At 44.9% G+C, this 16,929-nt stretch carries 17 protein-coding genes; 5 read left to right on the forward strand and 12 right to left on the reverse strand.

Going from position 1 to position 16,929, the window contains the following annotated elements:
- Window positions 1–430 precede the first annotated feature (430 nt).
- Window positions 431–919: a hypothetical protein gene (locus LT679_RS12175; RefSeq protein WP_232177868.1), complete on the forward strand. Its 489-nt coding sequence runs from the start codon at window positions 431–433 to the stop codon at window positions 917–919.
- Here LT679_RS12175 and LT679_RS12180 read toward each other — a convergent pair.
- From LT679_RS12180 to LT679_RS12190, 3 genes are all read right to left on the reverse strand, one after another.
- Entirely contained in the window at window positions 916–2,949 is a 2,034-nt protein-coding gene (locus LT679_RS12180) for a S8 family serine peptidase (protein WP_232177869.1), read from the reverse strand. The genes LT679_RS12175 and LT679_RS12180 overlap by 4 nt on opposite strands.
- Before the next feature lie 202 nt (window positions 2,950–3,151).
- A complete protein-coding gene (locus LT679_RS12185) occupies window positions 3,152–4,942 on the reverse strand; it encodes a DEAD/DEAH box helicase (protein ID WP_232177870.1) in 1,791 nt (596 codons plus the stop codon).
- 128 nt (window positions 4,943–5,070) lie between these two features.
- Complete coding sequence (locus tag LT679_RS12190) at window positions 5,071–6,018, reverse strand: NAD-dependent epimerase/dehydratase family protein (protein ID WP_232177871.1); 948 nt, start codon at window positions 6,016–6,018, stop codon at window positions 5,071–5,073.
- Between the two features lie 214 nt (window positions 6,019–6,232).
- Here LT679_RS12190 and LT679_RS12195 point away from each other — a divergent pair, with 214 nt between their 5' ends.
- Window positions 6,233–7,240 (forward strand): aspartate-semialdehyde dehydrogenase, encoded by a 1,008-nt coding sequence (locus LT679_RS12195; RefSeq protein WP_194101720.1) that lies wholly within the window; start codon window positions 6,233–6,235, stop codon window positions 7,238–7,240.
- Between the two features lie 76 nt (window positions 7,241–7,316).
- Here the strand turns inward: LT679_RS12195 and LT679_RS12200 are convergent, their stop codons facing one another.
- Window positions 7,317–7,499 (reverse strand): hypothetical protein, encoded by a 183-nt coding sequence (locus LT679_RS12200; RefSeq protein WP_232177872.1) that lies wholly within the window; start codon window positions 7,497–7,499, stop codon window positions 7,317–7,319.
- Window positions 7,500–7,611: 112 nt separating this feature from the next.
- On the opposite strand from LT679_RS12200, the gene LT679_RS12205 reads away from it, so the two are divergent.
- Entirely contained in the window at window positions 7,612–8,175 is a 564-nt protein-coding gene (locus LT679_RS12205) for a type 1 glutamine amidotransferase domain-containing protein (protein ID WP_232177873.1), read from the forward strand.
- A gap of 46 nt (window positions 8,176–8,221) precedes the next feature.
- On the opposite strand, the gene LT679_RS12210 is transcribed toward LT679_RS12205, so the two are convergent.
- The 6 genes from LT679_RS12210 to LT679_RS12235 form a co-directional block, all read right to left on the reverse strand.
- Window positions 8,222–9,295: a DUF2157 domain-containing protein gene (locus LT679_RS12210; RefSeq protein WP_232177874.1), complete on the reverse strand. Its 1,074-nt coding sequence runs from the start codon at window positions 9,293–9,295 to the stop codon at window positions 8,222–8,224.
- A gap of 79 nt (window positions 9,296–9,374) precedes the next feature.
- Complete coding sequence (locus LT679_RS12215; protein ID WP_232177875.1) at window positions 9,375–10,301, reverse strand: bifunctional riboflavin kinase/FAD synthetase; 927 nt, start codon at window positions 10,299–10,301, stop codon at window positions 9,375–9,377.
- A gap of 63 nt (window positions 10,302–10,364) precedes the next feature.
- The gene (gene truB, locus LT679_RS12220; protein WP_232177876.1) at window positions 10,365–11,084 is read right to left on the reverse strand and encodes a tRNA pseudouridine(55) synthase TruB; all 720 of its coding nucleotides are present in this window, start codon (window positions 11,082–11,084) and stop codon (window positions 10,365–10,367) included.
- Window positions 11,085–11,156: 72 nt separating this feature from the next.
- Window positions 11,157–11,951, reverse strand: coding sequence for an undecaprenyl-diphosphate phosphatase (locus LT679_RS12225; protein WP_232178072.1), 795 nt, complete (start codon window positions 11,949–11,951; stop codon window positions 11,157–11,159).
- The gene (locus LT679_RS12230; RefSeq protein WP_232177877.1) at window positions 11,951–12,220 is read right to left on the reverse strand and encodes a DUF3098 domain-containing protein; all 270 of its coding nucleotides are present in this window, start codon (window positions 12,218–12,220) and stop codon (window positions 11,951–11,953) included. Before LT679_RS12230 ends, LT679_RS12225 begins: the two co-directional genes overlap by 1 nt.
- A 39-nt stretch (window positions 12,221–12,259) precedes the next feature.
- Window positions 12,260–13,138 carry a cell division protein FtsX gene (locus LT679_RS12235; RefSeq protein WP_232177878.1) on the reverse strand — a complete coding sequence of 293 codons (879 nt, stop codon included), beginning with the start codon at window positions 13,136–13,138 and terminating at the stop codon, window positions 12,260–12,262.
- A gap of 223 nt (window positions 13,139–13,361) precedes the next feature.
- On the opposite strand from LT679_RS12235, the gene LT679_RS12240 reads away from it, so the two are divergent.
- Window positions 13,362–13,598: a hypothetical protein gene (locus tag LT679_RS12240; protein WP_232177879.1), complete on the forward strand. Its 237-nt coding sequence runs from the start codon at window positions 13,362–13,364 to the stop codon at window positions 13,596–13,598.
- Between the two features lie 6 nt (window positions 13,599–13,604).
- On the opposite strand, the gene LT679_RS12245 is transcribed toward LT679_RS12240, so the two are convergent.
- Window positions 13,605–15,464, reverse strand: coding sequence for an ABC transporter ATP-binding protein (locus LT679_RS12245; protein WP_232177880.1), 1,860 nt, complete (start codon window positions 15,462–15,464; stop codon window positions 13,605–13,607).
- A 30-nt stretch (window positions 15,465–15,494) separates the two neighbouring features.
- Complete coding sequence (gene truA, locus LT679_RS12250; protein ID WP_232177881.1) at window positions 15,495–16,262, reverse strand: tRNA pseudouridine(38-40) synthase TruA; 768 nt, start codon at window positions 16,260–16,262, stop codon at window positions 15,495–15,497.
- 140 nt (window positions 16,263–16,402) lie between these two features.
- Here truA and LT679_RS12255 point away from each other — a divergent pair, with 140 nt between their 5' ends.
- Window positions 16,403–16,873, forward strand: coding sequence for a DUF4293 domain-containing protein (locus LT679_RS12255; protein WP_232177882.1), 471 nt, complete (start codon window positions 16,403–16,405; stop codon window positions 16,871–16,873).
- Window positions 16,874–16,929: the final 56 nt, after the last annotated feature.

Raw genomic sequence — 16,929 nt, forward strand, 5'->3', positions numbered from 1 at the left:
CACTAAACACCCTGTTTGAAGCTAAAAAGTGCCAGTAATAGCATACAATGTTGTATAAATTAGCAATACAATCTGTCGGCTCGAGTGGTCAAAAAAGGAATTTTAAGATTTTTTGATGTGCAGTTTAATGACCAAGCGGATAGTGTTTCTTACTGTCATCCGATTGTCCTGAATGTTATACAGTTTGGTAGACAACCGGTACAACTATGTAAAGCAATCGCCAGGCTGACTTTCATATCTTCACCAAAGCAGTCAAATAGCGTATTTCAAATAATGAACCTTTGGAATATATTGACCAGGCTAAAATATCTTTTGAAAGATTTTAACCTATAAACTACTCATTTACCTATTGAAAAGGCTGTTTTTTGTTTAGCTGCAACATAAAATATTTATTAAGCCGTTTATTTGCAAAACAATTCAACAACTTTCGATGAAGAAAACACTATTACTATTAGTTTCGGCATTTACCTTATTATTTGTTGCGGATAGCGCAAAGGCGCAGGATTACAATACCGCTGTAGGATTAAAATTTGGCGGTTATGAGAATGGTATATCCGTAAAGCATTTTACTGACGAAAATACCGCGCTTGAGGGCGTACTGGGTTTCCGGAGAGGTGGGCTGGTGATAACCGGTTTATATGAAATTCACCAACCGGCTTTCAATACACCAAAACTTAAATTTTACTATGGCTTTGGTGCGCACGCCGGTTCGGTTGGTGCAGGCAAATACAAAAAACTTGGCGGCGACGAAGTTTTTGAGGATAGTAAGATACTGATTGGTGCCGATGGTGTATTGGGTTTAGAGTATGTGTTGCCTAACTCGCCAATAGCTTTCAGCCTTGACTTAAACCCGCGCGTAGAGCTTGCGGGCCCTTTCTTTGATCTTGCACCAGGCCTGGGCGTTAAGTATACCTTTTAATTAGCCCTTACTACTAAAACCTTCTTTGATTCAACCTGGCTTCCGGCTATCATGCGTAGTACGTAGGTGCCCGATGCCAGGTTGTTTACTGCTATCTGGGTGTTAAAGGTACCTTCCTGTACGTTCTGGGTTCTATTATATACTATCCGTCCGCCCATATCAATCAGTTGCACACGCACAGTACCAGCGGACTTTATATTCAGCAAGGCGGTTACAAAATCACTTGCCGGTACAGGGAAAACTGTTAAACCTTCACCCGGGCTTGTAGCAGTTGTTCCGGTGAGGCGCCCGCCCGATACAATTACAGAATAATCCTGTTTACCATTGCGCAGTATACCTTTGTTTGATACGGTTACCGTGTAGGTTTGACCGGTAACTGCCGCAGGAATATAAACCTGTTCCACGTTATCTACCACGTTATCTCCACGCGTTGCCGCGGATGATGGATTTTCCGGATCAAGCACCCACGGATTTGCCACACCTGTACTGCTGCTGATACGAACATCCAGGTCGTTAACCAGCTTAGGCGTACGGTTATTTAGCGTACCTACTGCCGCAACTGTACCTTCCTGATCTGTCCAGCATATGGTTGCCCATAAGGGGCCGTTGTTGGTCGCGGTTATTTGATAATTTGATACCTGCGCCTGCTGCAAGGTGGCTTCGTGTATGTAGCTTAAGGTGCCGTTGTCGGTTATAGTTTGAGCGGCTTTGCGCATGTCAAGCACGCCCCAGCCGTAAATATAATCAGGCCCGGCGTTACCTGCGTCAAAAGCGGTATGGCAAATCAGGCCCTTTAACGTAGCTGAGCGCATTACGCTGTCATTGTGCAAACGGGCGTAGTACTCCTGCAACAGCAAAATTGATCCGGCCACGTTAGGGGATGCCATTGAAGTACCCGATAGTGTGCTGTATAAGTTGGCTCCGTTGGCAGAGGTTGAAAATACGCCCGAACCCATGCCCATGATATCCGGCTTGATGCGCCCGTCATCAGTAGGCCCCCAGCTGCTGAAGCTTGATACCTGAACCCTGTTTGCGGTCGGTCCCTGGGGCAACTGGTTTACCGAGCCAACGGTTAATATATTTTTAGCGTTTCCGGTGGTTGATACCACATCATAACCATCATTATCGCTGATGCCTTCCGTACGAGGGCCTTTTTCAACAATGGTTTGATCGGTGCGGCTTTCATATCCATAATAAGTTGATCCGATTGACGGGCCGGTGTAAGCGTGACTGTTACCTGCCGATTCGACAATGAGGTAATATGGCGCTTCAAAAGCTATCTTATCCCAGGCCTGGGCACGTTCGTCATAAAATCCGAATAAATAATCCTCACTATCTCCCGGCAGGCCATACCATGTCCACCTGCCGCCATCAAAATCCCAGCCGGCAATATCGCCGTAGGAGTGATTGGAAACAAGCAGGCCGGCAGCGTTGCTGCTGATCTCTGATACATCGTTATCAAAGTCAAAAGAGCGCAACGTTGTTGAGCTGAAAGCCATGCCCCTGGCCAGTGGGTTTACACCCCGCGCTACCAGCGTTCCGGCAACGTGGGTAGTATGTTCAATGGCTCCCGTTTGGTTTGCAGCGATGGTGATATTTTTACCTGAGAACTCCTGGTGCCCGCGAAAAACTGTTCCGCCATCCCAAATGGCCAGCTTATCGGTCAATATATTAGCGGAGCCTGATAAGTCCAGATCAAGTTCTCCGCCCGGCTGTACGGCGTTTGTACGGGTAGCGGCGGCAGCCTCGGTATTGCTGGTACGTAAAAACCGCGGAAAGCCCAAGCTATTTACGCCTTGCAGCACAATAACACGCCCGCCTGGTGTAATTTTACGTGTTATCCAGTTTTTTGATGCCGCCAGCGATAGCGCCCGTTGCCTGCTGGCATTAAAGCTTGCTGATAACTGCCTGGAGAAATCTTCCAGGTTACGCTTCTGCACTTCGTTTACCAGTACACGTTGGGCAAGTACCTCACCGGCAAAGCAAATAAATAAAAAGCAATATACTATTGCCGGCAACAGGCGTTTCATGCAAAAAAGGCGGACTTTAGTGGATAATAATGGTTATCAATATTTTCTGCAATTTAAATGAAAATGTAGAATATAATTTATCCTGACAATAATTTAATAACTAAAAAACAAAGCCCCTTCGCGGTAAGCGAAAGGGCTTGTCAAACTAAACCAACTAAAAACTCTGCTCAGTATTTAGATAGAGCAGTAACTATCTTATTTATTAATAGCGTTTACGGCGTTCGGTACGGTCTTCGCGGCGTTTGCCAGAGAAATCGCGAAAACCACCGCCATTTCTTGAACCACCGTCGCGGCGCTCGCTTCCTCGTTCACGGAAACCACCGCCATCGCGTTTTTTGTAACCACCGCCACCTGAACGACGATCATTACCGCTGCTTTCGCCCGCTAATTCAATACGTACGTCGCGGCCGTTAAAGTCAACGTTTTTAAAGCCTTCAAATACTTTATCCACATCGCCATTGTTTACCTCGAAGAAAGAGTAAACACCTTTAACATCGATTTTACCTACGGTGCGGCCGCTGATTTTGGTGTTGTTACAGATGTAACCCAACAAGTCGCCACGGTTAAACTCATCTACCGAACCCAGGTTGATGAACAGACGGGTAAAGTCTGAACGCATACCGGTACGGTTAAATTTATCACCGTCGCGTGCTGGCCTGTCCTCAAATGAAGCGTTCAGGTCTGGTGCGTTCTTATAATAATCCAGGAAGCGGTTGAACTCTAACGAAGCAAAACGTTTGATGATCTCCTCTTTGCTCAAGTCTTCAAACTCAGCCATAATGCGCGGAATGTACTGCTCAATTTGCTGCTCATTCACTTCAACATTATGTACCTTATGTACCAGGGCAAATAATTGCTTTTCGCAAACATCAAAGCCTGTTGGTATTTCGGCCTTAACAAAGCGCTTACCTATTACTTTTTCAATTTGGCGAATTTTACCCATCTCCTTACCGTTGATGATAGAGATAGATACACCTGTTTTACCGGCACGGGCTGTACGGCCGCTACGGTGGGTGTAGTTCTCAATCTCATCAGGCAATGAGTAGTTAATAACGTGTGTAACGTCGTTAACGTCAATACCACGTGCGGCAACGTCAGTAGCAATTAATAATTGCAGGCTGCGCTCGCGGTAGCGTTTCATCACCTTATCGCGTTGTTGTTGAGAAAGGTCGCCGTGTAATGAGTCGGCATTGTAGCCGTCCTTAATTAAGGCTTCGGCAATTTCCTGGGTTTCAATTTTGGTACGGCAAAATACAATACCAAAAATCTCAGGGTTAAAATCAACAATACGTTTAAACGCGGCGTATTTGTCGCGGGCACGTACTACATAGTACTCATGGTCGATGTTGGCATTACCGGTATTTTTGGTACCCATGGTAAGCTCATACGGATCTTCCATATATTTTTTAGAGATCCTGCGAACTTCGGCAGGCATGGTGGCTGAAAACAGCCAGGTCTTTTTTTCCTCCGGGGTGGTAGAAAGGATATTGTCTATATCTTCCTGAAAGCCCATATTGAGCATTTCATCAGCTTCATCCAGCACTACATACTTAACGTTCGAAAAATCAATGGCGTTACGGCCAATGATATCAAGCATACGGCCAGGGGTAGCAACTACGATTTGTACACCACGACGAATCTGGCGTAACTGATCAGAGATGCTTGCACCGCCATACACGGCTACTACATGAACGTTGTTAACATTCTTTGAGTAGTTCTTAAGATCATTAGCAATTTGTAAACACAGCTCGCGTGTAGGGCATAGCACTAACGCTTGGGGTTGATTGTTGTCGAAATCCAGCAGTTCTAACAATGGCAGGCCAAAGGCAGCAGTTTTACCGGTCCCGGTTTGGGCTAATCCGACAAAATCGTTGCTGCCTGTTAACAATACCGGGATTGACTGTTCCTGGATTGGCGTAGGATTTTCAAATCCTAACTCAGTGATGGCATTAACAATATCATGACGGATTCCCAGTTGAATAAATGGGTTCATGATTTTAAATAACGTATTTGGCGACATTGCCAAATCGGGCGCAAAGGTATGAATAAAAAACGTCATTCCAAACCCTTATTTTAAATTGAGTTTGAAATGACATTGATTAGCTTAGAAACGCGCGCTTGTTATTTTATCTTTCTCAAATTCAGTAACATATCCTCAACCAGTTTCGGCAGGTCAAACTCGGCTTTCCAGCCCCAGTCTTTTTGTGCCTGACTGTCATCAATTGATTTTGGCCAGCTATCGGCAATAGCCTGCCGCGGATCGTTATCTGAATAGGTTAGTTTAAACCCAAAAATATGCTTTTTGATTTCCCCGCTCAGCTGCTCAGGCGTAAAGCTTACACCGGCCAGGTTGTATGAGGAGCGGATGCTCAGTTTCTCAGCCGGCGCCTCCATTAAGCCGATGGTAGCGCGGATGGCATCATCCATATGCATCATTGGCAACTCGGTATCTGCGGAAAGAAAGCTTTGATATTCACCTTTGGCCAGGGCTTCGTGGAAAATGTGCACGGCATAGTCAGTAGTTCCACCACCCGGAGCGGCTTTCCAGCCTATTAAACCAGGGTAACGTATGCTGCGTACATCAAGCCCGTATTTCTCAAAATAATATTCGCACCAGCGTTCGCCCGCCAGTTTGCTGAAACCATAAACGCTGTTGGGGTCCATTACGCAATACTGCGGCGTGTTTTGCTTAGGCGAATTAGGGCCGAATACCGCGATAGAGCTTGGCCAGAAAACCTTGGCAACCTTAAACTCCACAGCCAGATCGAGCACGTTCAATAAACCGTTCATGTTCAAGTCCCATGCCAGCTTGGGCTTTTGCTCGCCCACCGCCGAGAGGATGGCAGCCAGCAAATAAACCTGGGTTGGTTTATACTTTTCAAATATGGCGCGTACCGCTGTAGCATCTGTAACGCTTGCCTGTTCAAAGGGGCCGTTGCTGTCGGCATTTCGTGGCGGATGAAGGTCAGAAGCTACAACCTGGCTTTCGCCGTGTTTAGCACGTAAAGCAGTTACCAGCTCGGTACCAATTTGCCCGTTGGCGCCGATCACTAAAATCATTTCGGTCATTAGGTGTTAATATGGCGCAAATGTAAAAAATAGAATTGTGATAACATTGGTAAAACGTATTATCAAATGTTATTATCCAAACAATCAGTATATATGGGTTTTTTTGCTGATATTTGAATTTGTTAACTGACCCAGTTACATTAATTTATTCAACAAACAGAAGATGTTGTGTTGCATCCATATCATCTTCACAAAAACAATTTTTTAAAAAACAATGAAAGTCGCAGTAGTAGGTGCTACAGGTTTGGTAGGCACTAAAATGTTGCAGGTTCTTGATGAACGCAACTTCCCGGTAACAGAGTTAATCCCCGTAGCTTCAGAAAAAAGTGTTGGTAAAGAAATCACTTTTAAGGGTAAGCAGTATAAGGTGGTTTCTGTTGAGGATGCGATTAAACAGAAGCCGGACCTTGCTTTATTTTCAGCAGGCGGCAGCACATCACTGGCCCAGGCTCCTTTATTTGCCGAGGCAGGTATTACGGTAGTTGATAACTCATCAGCATGGCGTATGGACCCAACCAAAAAACTGGTTGTACCCGAGGTTAACGCCGATACCCTGACCGCTGAGGATAAAATTATAGCTAATCCGAATTGCTCAACCATACAAATGGTAGTGGCCCTAAAGCCACTGCACGATAAGTATAAAATTAAACGCGTAGTAGTATCAACCTACCAATCAGTAACCGGTACCGGTGTTAAAGCGGTTGACCAGTTATTTAACGAGCGTAACGGCGTTGAAGGCCCGATGGCGTACCCATATACTATCGACCTGAACGTTATACCACAGATTGACGTGTTTACCGAAAACGGTTATACCAAAGAGGAGATGAAAATGATCCTCGAGACAAAAAAAATAATGGGCGATGACAGCATTAAGGTAACTGCTACTACGGTACGTATCCCGGTAATGGGCGGTCACTCCGAATCAGTAAACATTGAGTTTGTGAATGATTTTGACCTGGCGGAAGTACGCGAGCTATTAGCCGCTGCACCGGGTGTTGTTGTGGTTGATGATACCGCCAACCTGAAATACCCGATGCCGCTTGACGCGCATGATAAGGACGAGGTTTTTGTAGGCCGCATCCGCCGTGATGAAACGCAGGACAATACACTGAACTGCTGGATAGTATCAGACAATCTGCGTAAAGGCGCTGCTACTAATGCTGTGCAGATAGCGGAGTATCTGGCTGCTAAGAATTTGATAGGACAAGGCGTAGAGGCGTAAAACCTCACCCAACCCTCTCCAAGGGAGAGGGCTATAAAAGCATGAATGGGATAGCCGGTTGGTTATCCCTTTTTATTTACACCTCGCCCCGGCGTTTGGCAGCCCAACGGGTTAGCAGGTGATAAATGCCTACGAACATTATCCCGGCGATGACGCTTTTAACAAATGCTATCAAAAATTTTTGATCGAATATGATAGTGTATACACCCGCCATTATAGCGGTATAGATAATAAACATAAAGATGTACCTCTTCGTCATGGCGGATTGAAGTTTGAACGGCCAATTTAATAAAGTTTAAAACCATTAGCATCCTTTGCCTGTAATTATTGTAGTTAATTAAGTTTAGTAAAAATTAAAAAACACAGCTATTATGGCAAAGTTAAGTAACCGTAAGGTGGCTATCCTTACCGAGGAAGGTTTTGAGCAGGTGGAATTAACCAGCCCTAAAGAAGCATTGGAGGCAGCAGGTGCCACAGTGCATATCATATCGCCAAAAAGCGGCAAAATAAAAGCATGGAACCATACCGACTGGGGTATTGAGGTAGAGGTTGACGTTGAACTGAGCAAGGCCAGTCCGGATGATTATGACGCGCTGGTATTACCAGGCGGCGTATTAAACCCCGACAAACTACGCCTGAACAAAGAAGCGGTAGCATTTGCATCGGCATTTTTAGATGAAGGCAAGCCGGTAGCGGCTATTTGCCATGGCCCGCAACTGCTGATTGAGACAGGCATGATTAAAGGGCGTACGCTAACTTCATACCCATCGCTGCAAACCGACTTGCAAAACGCCGGAGCAGAGTGGTTAGACCAGGAAGTGGTTACAGACAAAGGCCTGGTTACCAGCCGTACACCTGATGACCTGGAAGCTTTTAACCGCAAAACCATTGAAGAAATAGCCGAAGGCATACACGAGGATGCCGTGCAGAGCTAAGCGTAACAGTTTGTGCATAAAAAAGAGGCGCTAAAGCGCCTCTTTTTTATGCATTTATTACACCGTCGTGCTTTTTATCATCGGCACTGCGTATGTTCCAGATGCGTTCTGCCTTGCGGCCGATGAGCCAAAATGAAAGGCCGAGTATGGCGAAAAATATGGTGTGGTCTATATGATCCCACAGGTACTCGACATACTTGGTGTAGATGAATATCAATAAAAAGGTAATGCCAAACTCGCGGGCTATGGCATCCTTGGTTTTAAGGCCAAGCCATAAAAAGCAGCCCGCTACAGCGGCCGATATTATACCCCAGTAATACAAACTGATCTGTTTGATCTGATACCAGGCATCCACACTGCCGTAATTGCCAAAAATGCTTAGCATCCACAAGGATAAAAATAAGTACAGCAGGCCCACTACGTAGGTGAGTTCCCAAAACCGCTCGAACCATTTTTTTGAGCGAAGCAGGTAAACTACGGATACCAGCACTATGCCAAAAACTACAAAGCGCAGCGGGTAGTTCATGCCTAAAAAGTAATTGGCCCACCGTGTTTGGTAGCCTGTTTCGGTACCGAACCAGCTACCCAGCGAGATAAGCGCAAACAGCCATATAAGGCTGGAGTCCATACGCCAGGCCAAAAAACCATATACAAACACCGATAGTAAAAATAGCAGCGAGTAATGCCCCGAGCCATTGTCAAAACTTTTGCCCAGGTAAGCTATGCAACATGCCGTGAAAAGTACACCGGTAAAAATCAGCGCCTCGTTACTAAAAACCTGTTCAGGAAAAAGGCGCTCACGCTTGCGGCCCTGGTAGTAAAATATGGCGGCGGCGGCACCGGCAATAATGCTGATGACTATATCGGGGGTGTAGTAGAGTTGCTGCAGCCATTGAATTACGGTATCATTAATTATTAATGACCCGATAGCTATGATACCGCAAGCCAGCGCTATCCAAAAGGAATATTTGGCAAGGCGCATCCAGTCAAAACCCTTAACCTCGTATGATGAACGGAGCTTTTCGGCATGAGTATTGTCCAGCAGCCCTTCTTTTTCCCAATGAGAGATGGTGCTGTTTAAAAACTCACTCTCCTGTTTATCGAGGTTTAATTTAGACATTGGTTTTGTTTCAACATAACGGCTTTATAACAACCATCAAGTTAATGTAATTATAAATTTAATAAAAACGAAATTGCTTCTATTCAAGCAATTTCAACACCGCTTCCTGGTCTTTAGCCAGTTGGGCGGTAAGTTCATCAAGCGAGGCAAATTTAATGTCGCCGCGCACATAATGGTAAAACTCCATACGCAATTGCTCGCCGTATATCTCGGTGTTAAAATCAAATATATTCACTTCGATATTGCGGGTAATACCATTAATGGTTGGCCGTTGGCCAATATAAGCCATTCCTTTATACTGTTGATTGTTCAGTTTAACTTTTACCGCGAAAATACCGTCCGCAGGTACCAATTTGTAATGTTCTTCTATCAGGATGTTTGCTGTTGGATAACCTATTTTACGGCCTATCTGGTCGCCACGCATTACCTTGCCTGTTATAAAAAACGGATAGCCTAAAAACGAGTTGGCATGTTCAATATCGTTATTCAGCAGCGCATTGCGTATTCGAGTAGAGCTCACGGCAATGTCGTCAATATCCTGCTCAGGTATTTCTTCCACATCAAAACCATACAAGGGGCCCAGGCGCAAAAGCTCTGCCAGGCTGCCCTGCCGGTCCTTACCAAAGCGGTGGTCATAGCCAATTACGATCTTACGGGTACCTATCTTATTTACCAGTATATCCCGTATGTATTCCTCTGCCGATTGGTTGGAGAAATCACGCGAGAAGGGGGTGATGATCAGGTGATCGACACCCAATTGTTCAAGCAGTTCAGCTTTCTCATTTATGGTATTGATCAGTTTTAAACTCTCATCCTCCGGATGCAATATCATCCGCGGATGCGGAAAAAAGGTTAGAATCACCGTTTCGCCGCCTGATGACGCTGCCAACTCCTTTAACCCTGTAATAATTTTACGGTGGCCTATATGTACGCCATCAAATGTGCCGATAGTAACCACGGCATTTTTAATAGCGGTAAATTCATCAATATGATGGTAGATTTTCATTAGGCACAAATGTAATTGTTAACCTTGCTCATAGATATGCTTACGAGTAACATAAATGCCATATTACTGTTCGGCTTCATTCAAAACTTTTAAATCTCTAATAATATTCACCATCTCGATCACCTCGCGGGCACCCTCAATTTTAAAGTTTCCGCTACGGGTTCGGCGCAGGCGCGACAGGTAGGCTCCATTGCTCAAGGCGGCGCCAAAATCGTGTACAAGCGAGCGAATGTAGGTACCCTTACTGCATACTACTCTAAAGTCAACTTCGGGCAGTTCAATGCGGGTTAGTTCAAAATCGGATATAGTGACTTCGCGGGCGCGCCGTTCCACCTCTTCGCCACGGCGGGCTTTTTCGTAAAGGCGTTCGCCGTCAATTTTAATGGCCGAGTGCGCAGGCGGATATTGTTGGATAGTGCCCATAAACTTCCCCAAAGCGGCTTGCATTGCCTCGACAGATATATGACTGATATCAAACGTTTGGTCAACTTCGGTTTCCATATCGTATGATGGGGTGGTAGCACCCAGCACCATGGTACCGGTATATTCCTTTTCTTCCGCCTGAAAGGTGTCGATCTGTTTGGTCATTTTACCGGTGCAGATGATAAGCAGCCCCGTAGCCAGCGGATCGAGTGTACCGGCATGGCCCACTTTGAGTTTTAGGGGCTTAAATGCATTGCGAATTTTGCCCACCACATCAAAGCTTGTCCATTTATAGGGTTTATTGATCAGCAACAGCTCGCCTTCAGCAAATTCATTTATATGATTGTAGTTCTCTTTCACGTGATACTATCTAACAAAAATAGCGATGGATAAACATCCATCGCTACTTAGTACAAATATCGGTATTTTATTTTAAATCACTTCCAGGTTGTGGCCGCTCAGGTACAGTGCTATAATTATGCCACCCACAACAATACGATACCAGCCAAATAATCTGAAACCTTTGCGCTCCAAAAAGCTGATGAATGTACGTATGGCCAATAGCGCGACTATAAAGGCAACTACGTTACCTACAAGCATAAACTTTATCTCGTCGCCGGTAAAAGTATGGCCGTCCTTATAGTAATCTAATAACTTTTTAGCGGTTGCCGCAAACATGGTAGGTACAGCTAAAAAAAAGGAAAACTCGGCAGCCGCGGTACGGCTAAGCTTTTGCGTCATACCACCAATTATGGTTGATGCCGAGCGAGACATACCGGGTATCATGGCCAGGCATTGAAAAAAGCCTATTTTTAACGCTATCGGGAAGGTTATATCTTCTTCTTTAGTAATCAGCGGTTTATTAAACCACTTATCAACAAATAATAATATGATACCGCCTAAAAACAGCGTAATGCCTACGGTAAGGGCGCTTTCAAGCAACTTATCGATAGCATCGCTCAATAAAAAGCCAAACACTGCAGCCGGTATAAAAGCCACCAGCAGTTTGAAGTAAAATCTTGTCGACTGAAAAAATCGCTTAAAATATAACACCACAACAGACAAGATTGCTCCTAATTGTATGGCGATGGTGAACAACTTGATAAACGGATCGGACGCGATGCCCATTGCTGATGAAGCAATGATCATGTGCCCGGTAGATGACACAGGTAGAAATTCTGTCAGCCCCTCAATTATAGCGAGGATGACGACATGTATCATATTGATCATGCCTTGCTTGCCGGTTTGCGTAATATAGCGTAAAAGCCTACACCAAAGCCGGCCAGTACTACTATGGGTGCTACTACAATTTTAGTATTGCTGTAAATATCGGTTGTTCCGGCCATCAGCACAAAGCCTAAAGCTACAATGGCTATCGCGATGATGAATAGCTTATAGTTATCCTTATTGAAGATGAAGTTCACAGGTGCTTCAGGCTGAGTTGTTTTTGCCGTAGTCCTGAAAGTAGTTACCGGTTTTGCTGGTTGTTGTGCCATGCGTTCAATTATTATCTTTTGGTGATTGTGTTTGTTGGATTAACGGTATAGCTGATATATTTTTAGCCTTAAAAAGCGGTTAACCGCCAGGTAAGTGCTAAAGCCTGATATAAATACACCTAAACCTATTACGCCTAAAAATATCAGGCCGAACTCGGTATAGTTTTGTAAAACTACGAGGTCGGGTATTTGTACCTGCGCAAAGTATAGCGTACCCATTAAGATAATGATGGCTATTAAACCGCCTAACAAGCCGTGCCAGATGCCGTAGATGATAAAAGGCTTGCGTATAAACGTTTTAGTGGCGCCCACCAGCTGCATTGACTTGATCAGGAACCGCTGCGAGTATATAGCCAGCCGGATAGTGTTATTGATCAGCGCGACTGACACCACCACAAATATGGCGGCAAATGCCAAAATAACCAAGCTGATTGAGGTGATATTATTATTCATATCATCAACCAATGATTGCTGATACTTTACCTCTTTGATCAACGGATTTTTAAGCAGGCTTGCCTTGAATTTTTCGATGCTGGCATTGTTGGCATAATCGGCCTTTAAGTAAACATCCAGCGAGCCCGAAAGCGGGTTATAACCCAGGAACTTCACAAAATCCTCGCCCAGGTCTTTTTTCAGGTGCATGGCGGCAAGCTCTTTGGTAACATATTGGGTTTGCTTAACCATTACATTGCTCTCCAGTTGTTTTTGCAGCTCGAGCACATCAGGCTCATGGGCCGACTCGTCAACAAATATATTAAGTACTATGTTCTCCTTCACGTAGCGCGAAAGGTTATTGGCATGTACCAGGATCAATCCCAGCAAACCAACCATTAATAATACCATGGCCAAACCAAATACGGTTGATATATATATCGACTTGGTTTTTTGTGCCGACGCGCTTGCTTCAAATTCTTCCATTTATCACTAACAGATTTGAGATGTTTTTACATAGGCGGCATCACAATATCGCGATACCACACTGGCGAAATTAACAAACCTGCTATAAAGGTAAAAGTTTATATGTTATTAAATAAGCTATTACCGTATAACCGGCCTGGTTTAACAAAAATTAACGCTACGCTATCGCGGTTAATTGCCTGCATGGCATAAACAATTAATTAATAACGCCTGTTTATTATGCATGACAAAGCCAGCAAACGACCATCAAAAACCATCACCGTCAGACACGCCGACCGACAGGCCTAACGATAACGGTGGCGAAGCCGTGAAAAAAAAGGAAGACAAAGTTTATAAAGAAGATCAGCCTCAGCAGGAGAACATTGCCAAACAGCATGAAAAGGAAGAGCAGCCCGTTGATCCGGTAAAAACCCCGCCTGCCGAAGAAGGCATGGATAAAGGCCAGGTGCAGCCGGATTAATTAGCGCTATATGATACCGCGGCTGATGCCTGTTGAATTAATTTGCAGATCATAAAGTTTGCGGTAATAGCCGTTTTCAATACGCAATAGTTGCTGATGGGTACCCATTTCCTTTATCTCGCCATGATCGAGCACGATGATGTTGTCGGCATTTTGTATGGTTGACAGGCGGTGCGCGATAACGATGGCGGTTCGGCCCTGCATCAGTTTTTGAATAGCATTTTGTATCAGGTGCTCTGTTTCAGTATCAACCGATGAGGTGGCCTCATCCAATACCAGTATAGCCGGATCATACACCAGCGCGCGTATGAAAGAGATGAGTTGCGCCTGCCCTGCGGATAAAGTAGCACCGCGTTCCTGCACGTTATAATCATAGCCGCCCGGCAGGCGCTCAATAAAGTCATGCGCGCCTACGTCCTTCGCGGCAGCAATCACCTGCTCGCGGCTAATGTTGGGATTGTTCAGGCTAATGTTGTTGGCAATGGTATCGCTGAATAAAAAAACATCCTGAATTACGGTAGCAATGCGCGAGCGCAGGTAATTAACCTCGTAATCCTTCAGATTCTGCCCGTCAATAGTCACATCGCCTTTGCCAATCTCATAAAATCTGTTAAGTATATTTATGGTGGATGATTTGCCTGCGCCCGTTGCGCCAACCAGCGCCAGTGTTTCGCCGGGTTTTACGTGGAAGCTGATATCCTTCAGCACCCAGTTCTCGTCATTATAAGCAAACCAAACCTTATCAAAACGGATATCGCCTTTTAATACAGCCGGCTTTAATGACCCTTCATTTTCGGCTACTTCATCAGTATCCAGCACCTTAAAAATACGGTCGGCACCCACCATGCCCATTTGCAGAGTATTAAACTTATCGGCCAGCTGCCTTATCGGCCTAAAGAGTAAGTTAAGAAGCGTAATAAAAGCTACAATAGTACCGGTGGTTATACCTTGCTTTGATGCTGATATGGAGTTTAATTGTTCATCAGTCAATATGCGTTTACAGCCGTACCAAACTAACAGGCCAATACAAACGGCAAACAAAATCTCGATAACCGGGAAAAAGATGGAGTACGACCAGTTGCTGCGTATATGCGCATCGCGGTGTTTTTCGTTAACCTCGTTAAATTTGCGAAATTCCTGCTCCTCGCGGGCAAAATACTGTATAATACTAACGCCGGATATATGTTCCTGTAAAAAAGTATTCAACAGTGCTACCTGTGTGCGCACTTCCTGGAAAGCGGATTTTATGGCCGCCTGGAAAATAGAGGTGGCAAACAGTAGCAAAGGCATTGGCAGTAGGGTTATTAAAGCCAGTTTCCAGTCCTGCCACAGCATATAGCCGATAATGGCTAACAGCAGCAGCATATCGCCCATGATGGAGATCAGACCCTCGGCAAAAATATCGGCAATTGTTTCCAAATCAGATACTGTACGGGTGATCAGCATCCCGATAGGTGTGCGGTCGAAATATTTTAAACGTAGCGTGGTAATGTGGTTGAACACATCAATGCGCAGATCGCGGATAACCGACTGCCCTAAAGCATTGGTTAAATAGGTTTGATAATATTGCGCCACGGTTTGCACCAGTAACTGCGCCAGCATGAGGCCCACCATAAACACCAGGCCGTCATAATCACCGGTGATGATATGGTTGTCCAGCGTTTTCTCGATCAGGATGGGTTGAACCAATGCTATCGCCGCCAAAAAAATAGTAAGTACCAACGAAATCACAAACTTAACCTGATACGGTTTAACATAGGTCATTACCCTGCCCAGCAGTTTCCAATCAAGCGCTTTTCCGGTAACGCTCCCCCCGTCCCCTGAAGGAGTGGCTTTTGATGTTTTGAATATCTTAAACAATTTCATTTGGCGGTTCAATTTGTTCCCCTCAAGGGGTTAGGGGCAAAACGGATACTTTACTTCTGTTAAATACAAACCACATGCGGGTACAGATGTTCCGGCTTCGCCGCGGTTTTTGCTTTCAATTATGGCGCGCACATCTTGCGGCTTAATTACTTTTCGACCCACCTGCATCAGCGTACCCACAATAGCCCGCACCATGTTGCGCAAAAATCGATCTGCCGAAATATGGAATACTATCCCACCATCGGTTTCCACCCATTCGGCGCGGCTTACTTTACAATTATTGGTTTTTACCTGGGTGTTTGATTTACTGAAACAGCTAAAATCCGTGTACTCCATAATAATCGCGGCAGCCTCATTCATCAGCGCGATATCAGGCTTGTCCTTAATCAACCATGAATAATTATGCTTAAACGGATCCTTGTTAAAATGAATATGATACTGGTATGAGCGCAACGTAGCATCAAACCTCGCATGTGCATCGGCGTGTACGGGTATAATATTTTTTATGGCGATATCAGTTGGCAGGATGGCGTTTAGGCGAGCCCCCCAGCCCCCTGAAGGGGGAGCGGTTAATACTCCCCCTTCAGGGGGCTGGGGGGTAAAATGCGCAAAAAACTCCGTTGCATGTACCCCGGTATCCGTACGGCCGCAGCCCGTGGCCTCTATGGGCTGCCGCAATACCGTGGTAAGCGCTTTATTTAAAAGCTCCTGTACCGTTACCGCGTTAGGCTGTATCTGCCAGCCATGGTAACGGGTACCATCATAAGCCAGTTCAATAAAATAACGTTGGGTGGTCACGCCGGCAAAGGTAACAATTGTTTATGCGGATATTAATCTGCACGAAGTAAACTCTTGTTTACAAATAAAACTCAGGCTATAATTAAACAATTTTATATTTGCTGCGTAGGTTAAACATAACCGGTTCATTTTTACCCAACATGATACAACGCATACAAACCATTTATCTTTTTTTAGCCACACTCGTACTACTCGGCTTATACCTTTTTCCGTTAGTAAACAATGTAAATGTTAACGGCACCATATCAAACATCAGCATACAGGGCGTATATCAAAGCCTGGCAGATGGCCAACGTTTTTTTATAAACTTTATAGGTATAAAAATCCTTGCCGCACCGGTAGCGCTGTTGCCAACGCTTATCATCTTTTTTTATAAAAAACGCAAGCAGCAAATAGCCTTGGGCTACAGCGCTATCCTGGTTATAATAGGTTACAGCTTTTGGATGGCGCAAACGGTAAAGGGCGTAGTTCCCGGCGGTTTACAGGTTGAATTTGCCAACATGGGCATCGGTATGTTTTTAAGTTCGATAGCTATAATATTGATCATACTGGCCGTACGCGCCATTAAACGCGATGAAAAGCTGGTACGCTCGGCTGATCGGTTACGATAATATCAAACATAAAAAGCAAAGGGCAGGAAGATAATTCCGGCCCTTTGCTGGTGCAA

It is taken from the genome of Mucilaginibacter roseus, assembly GCF_021215455.1.
GTDB lineage: Bacteria > Bacteroidota > Bacteroidia > Sphingobacteriales > Sphingobacteriaceae > Mucilaginibacter > Mucilaginibacter roseus.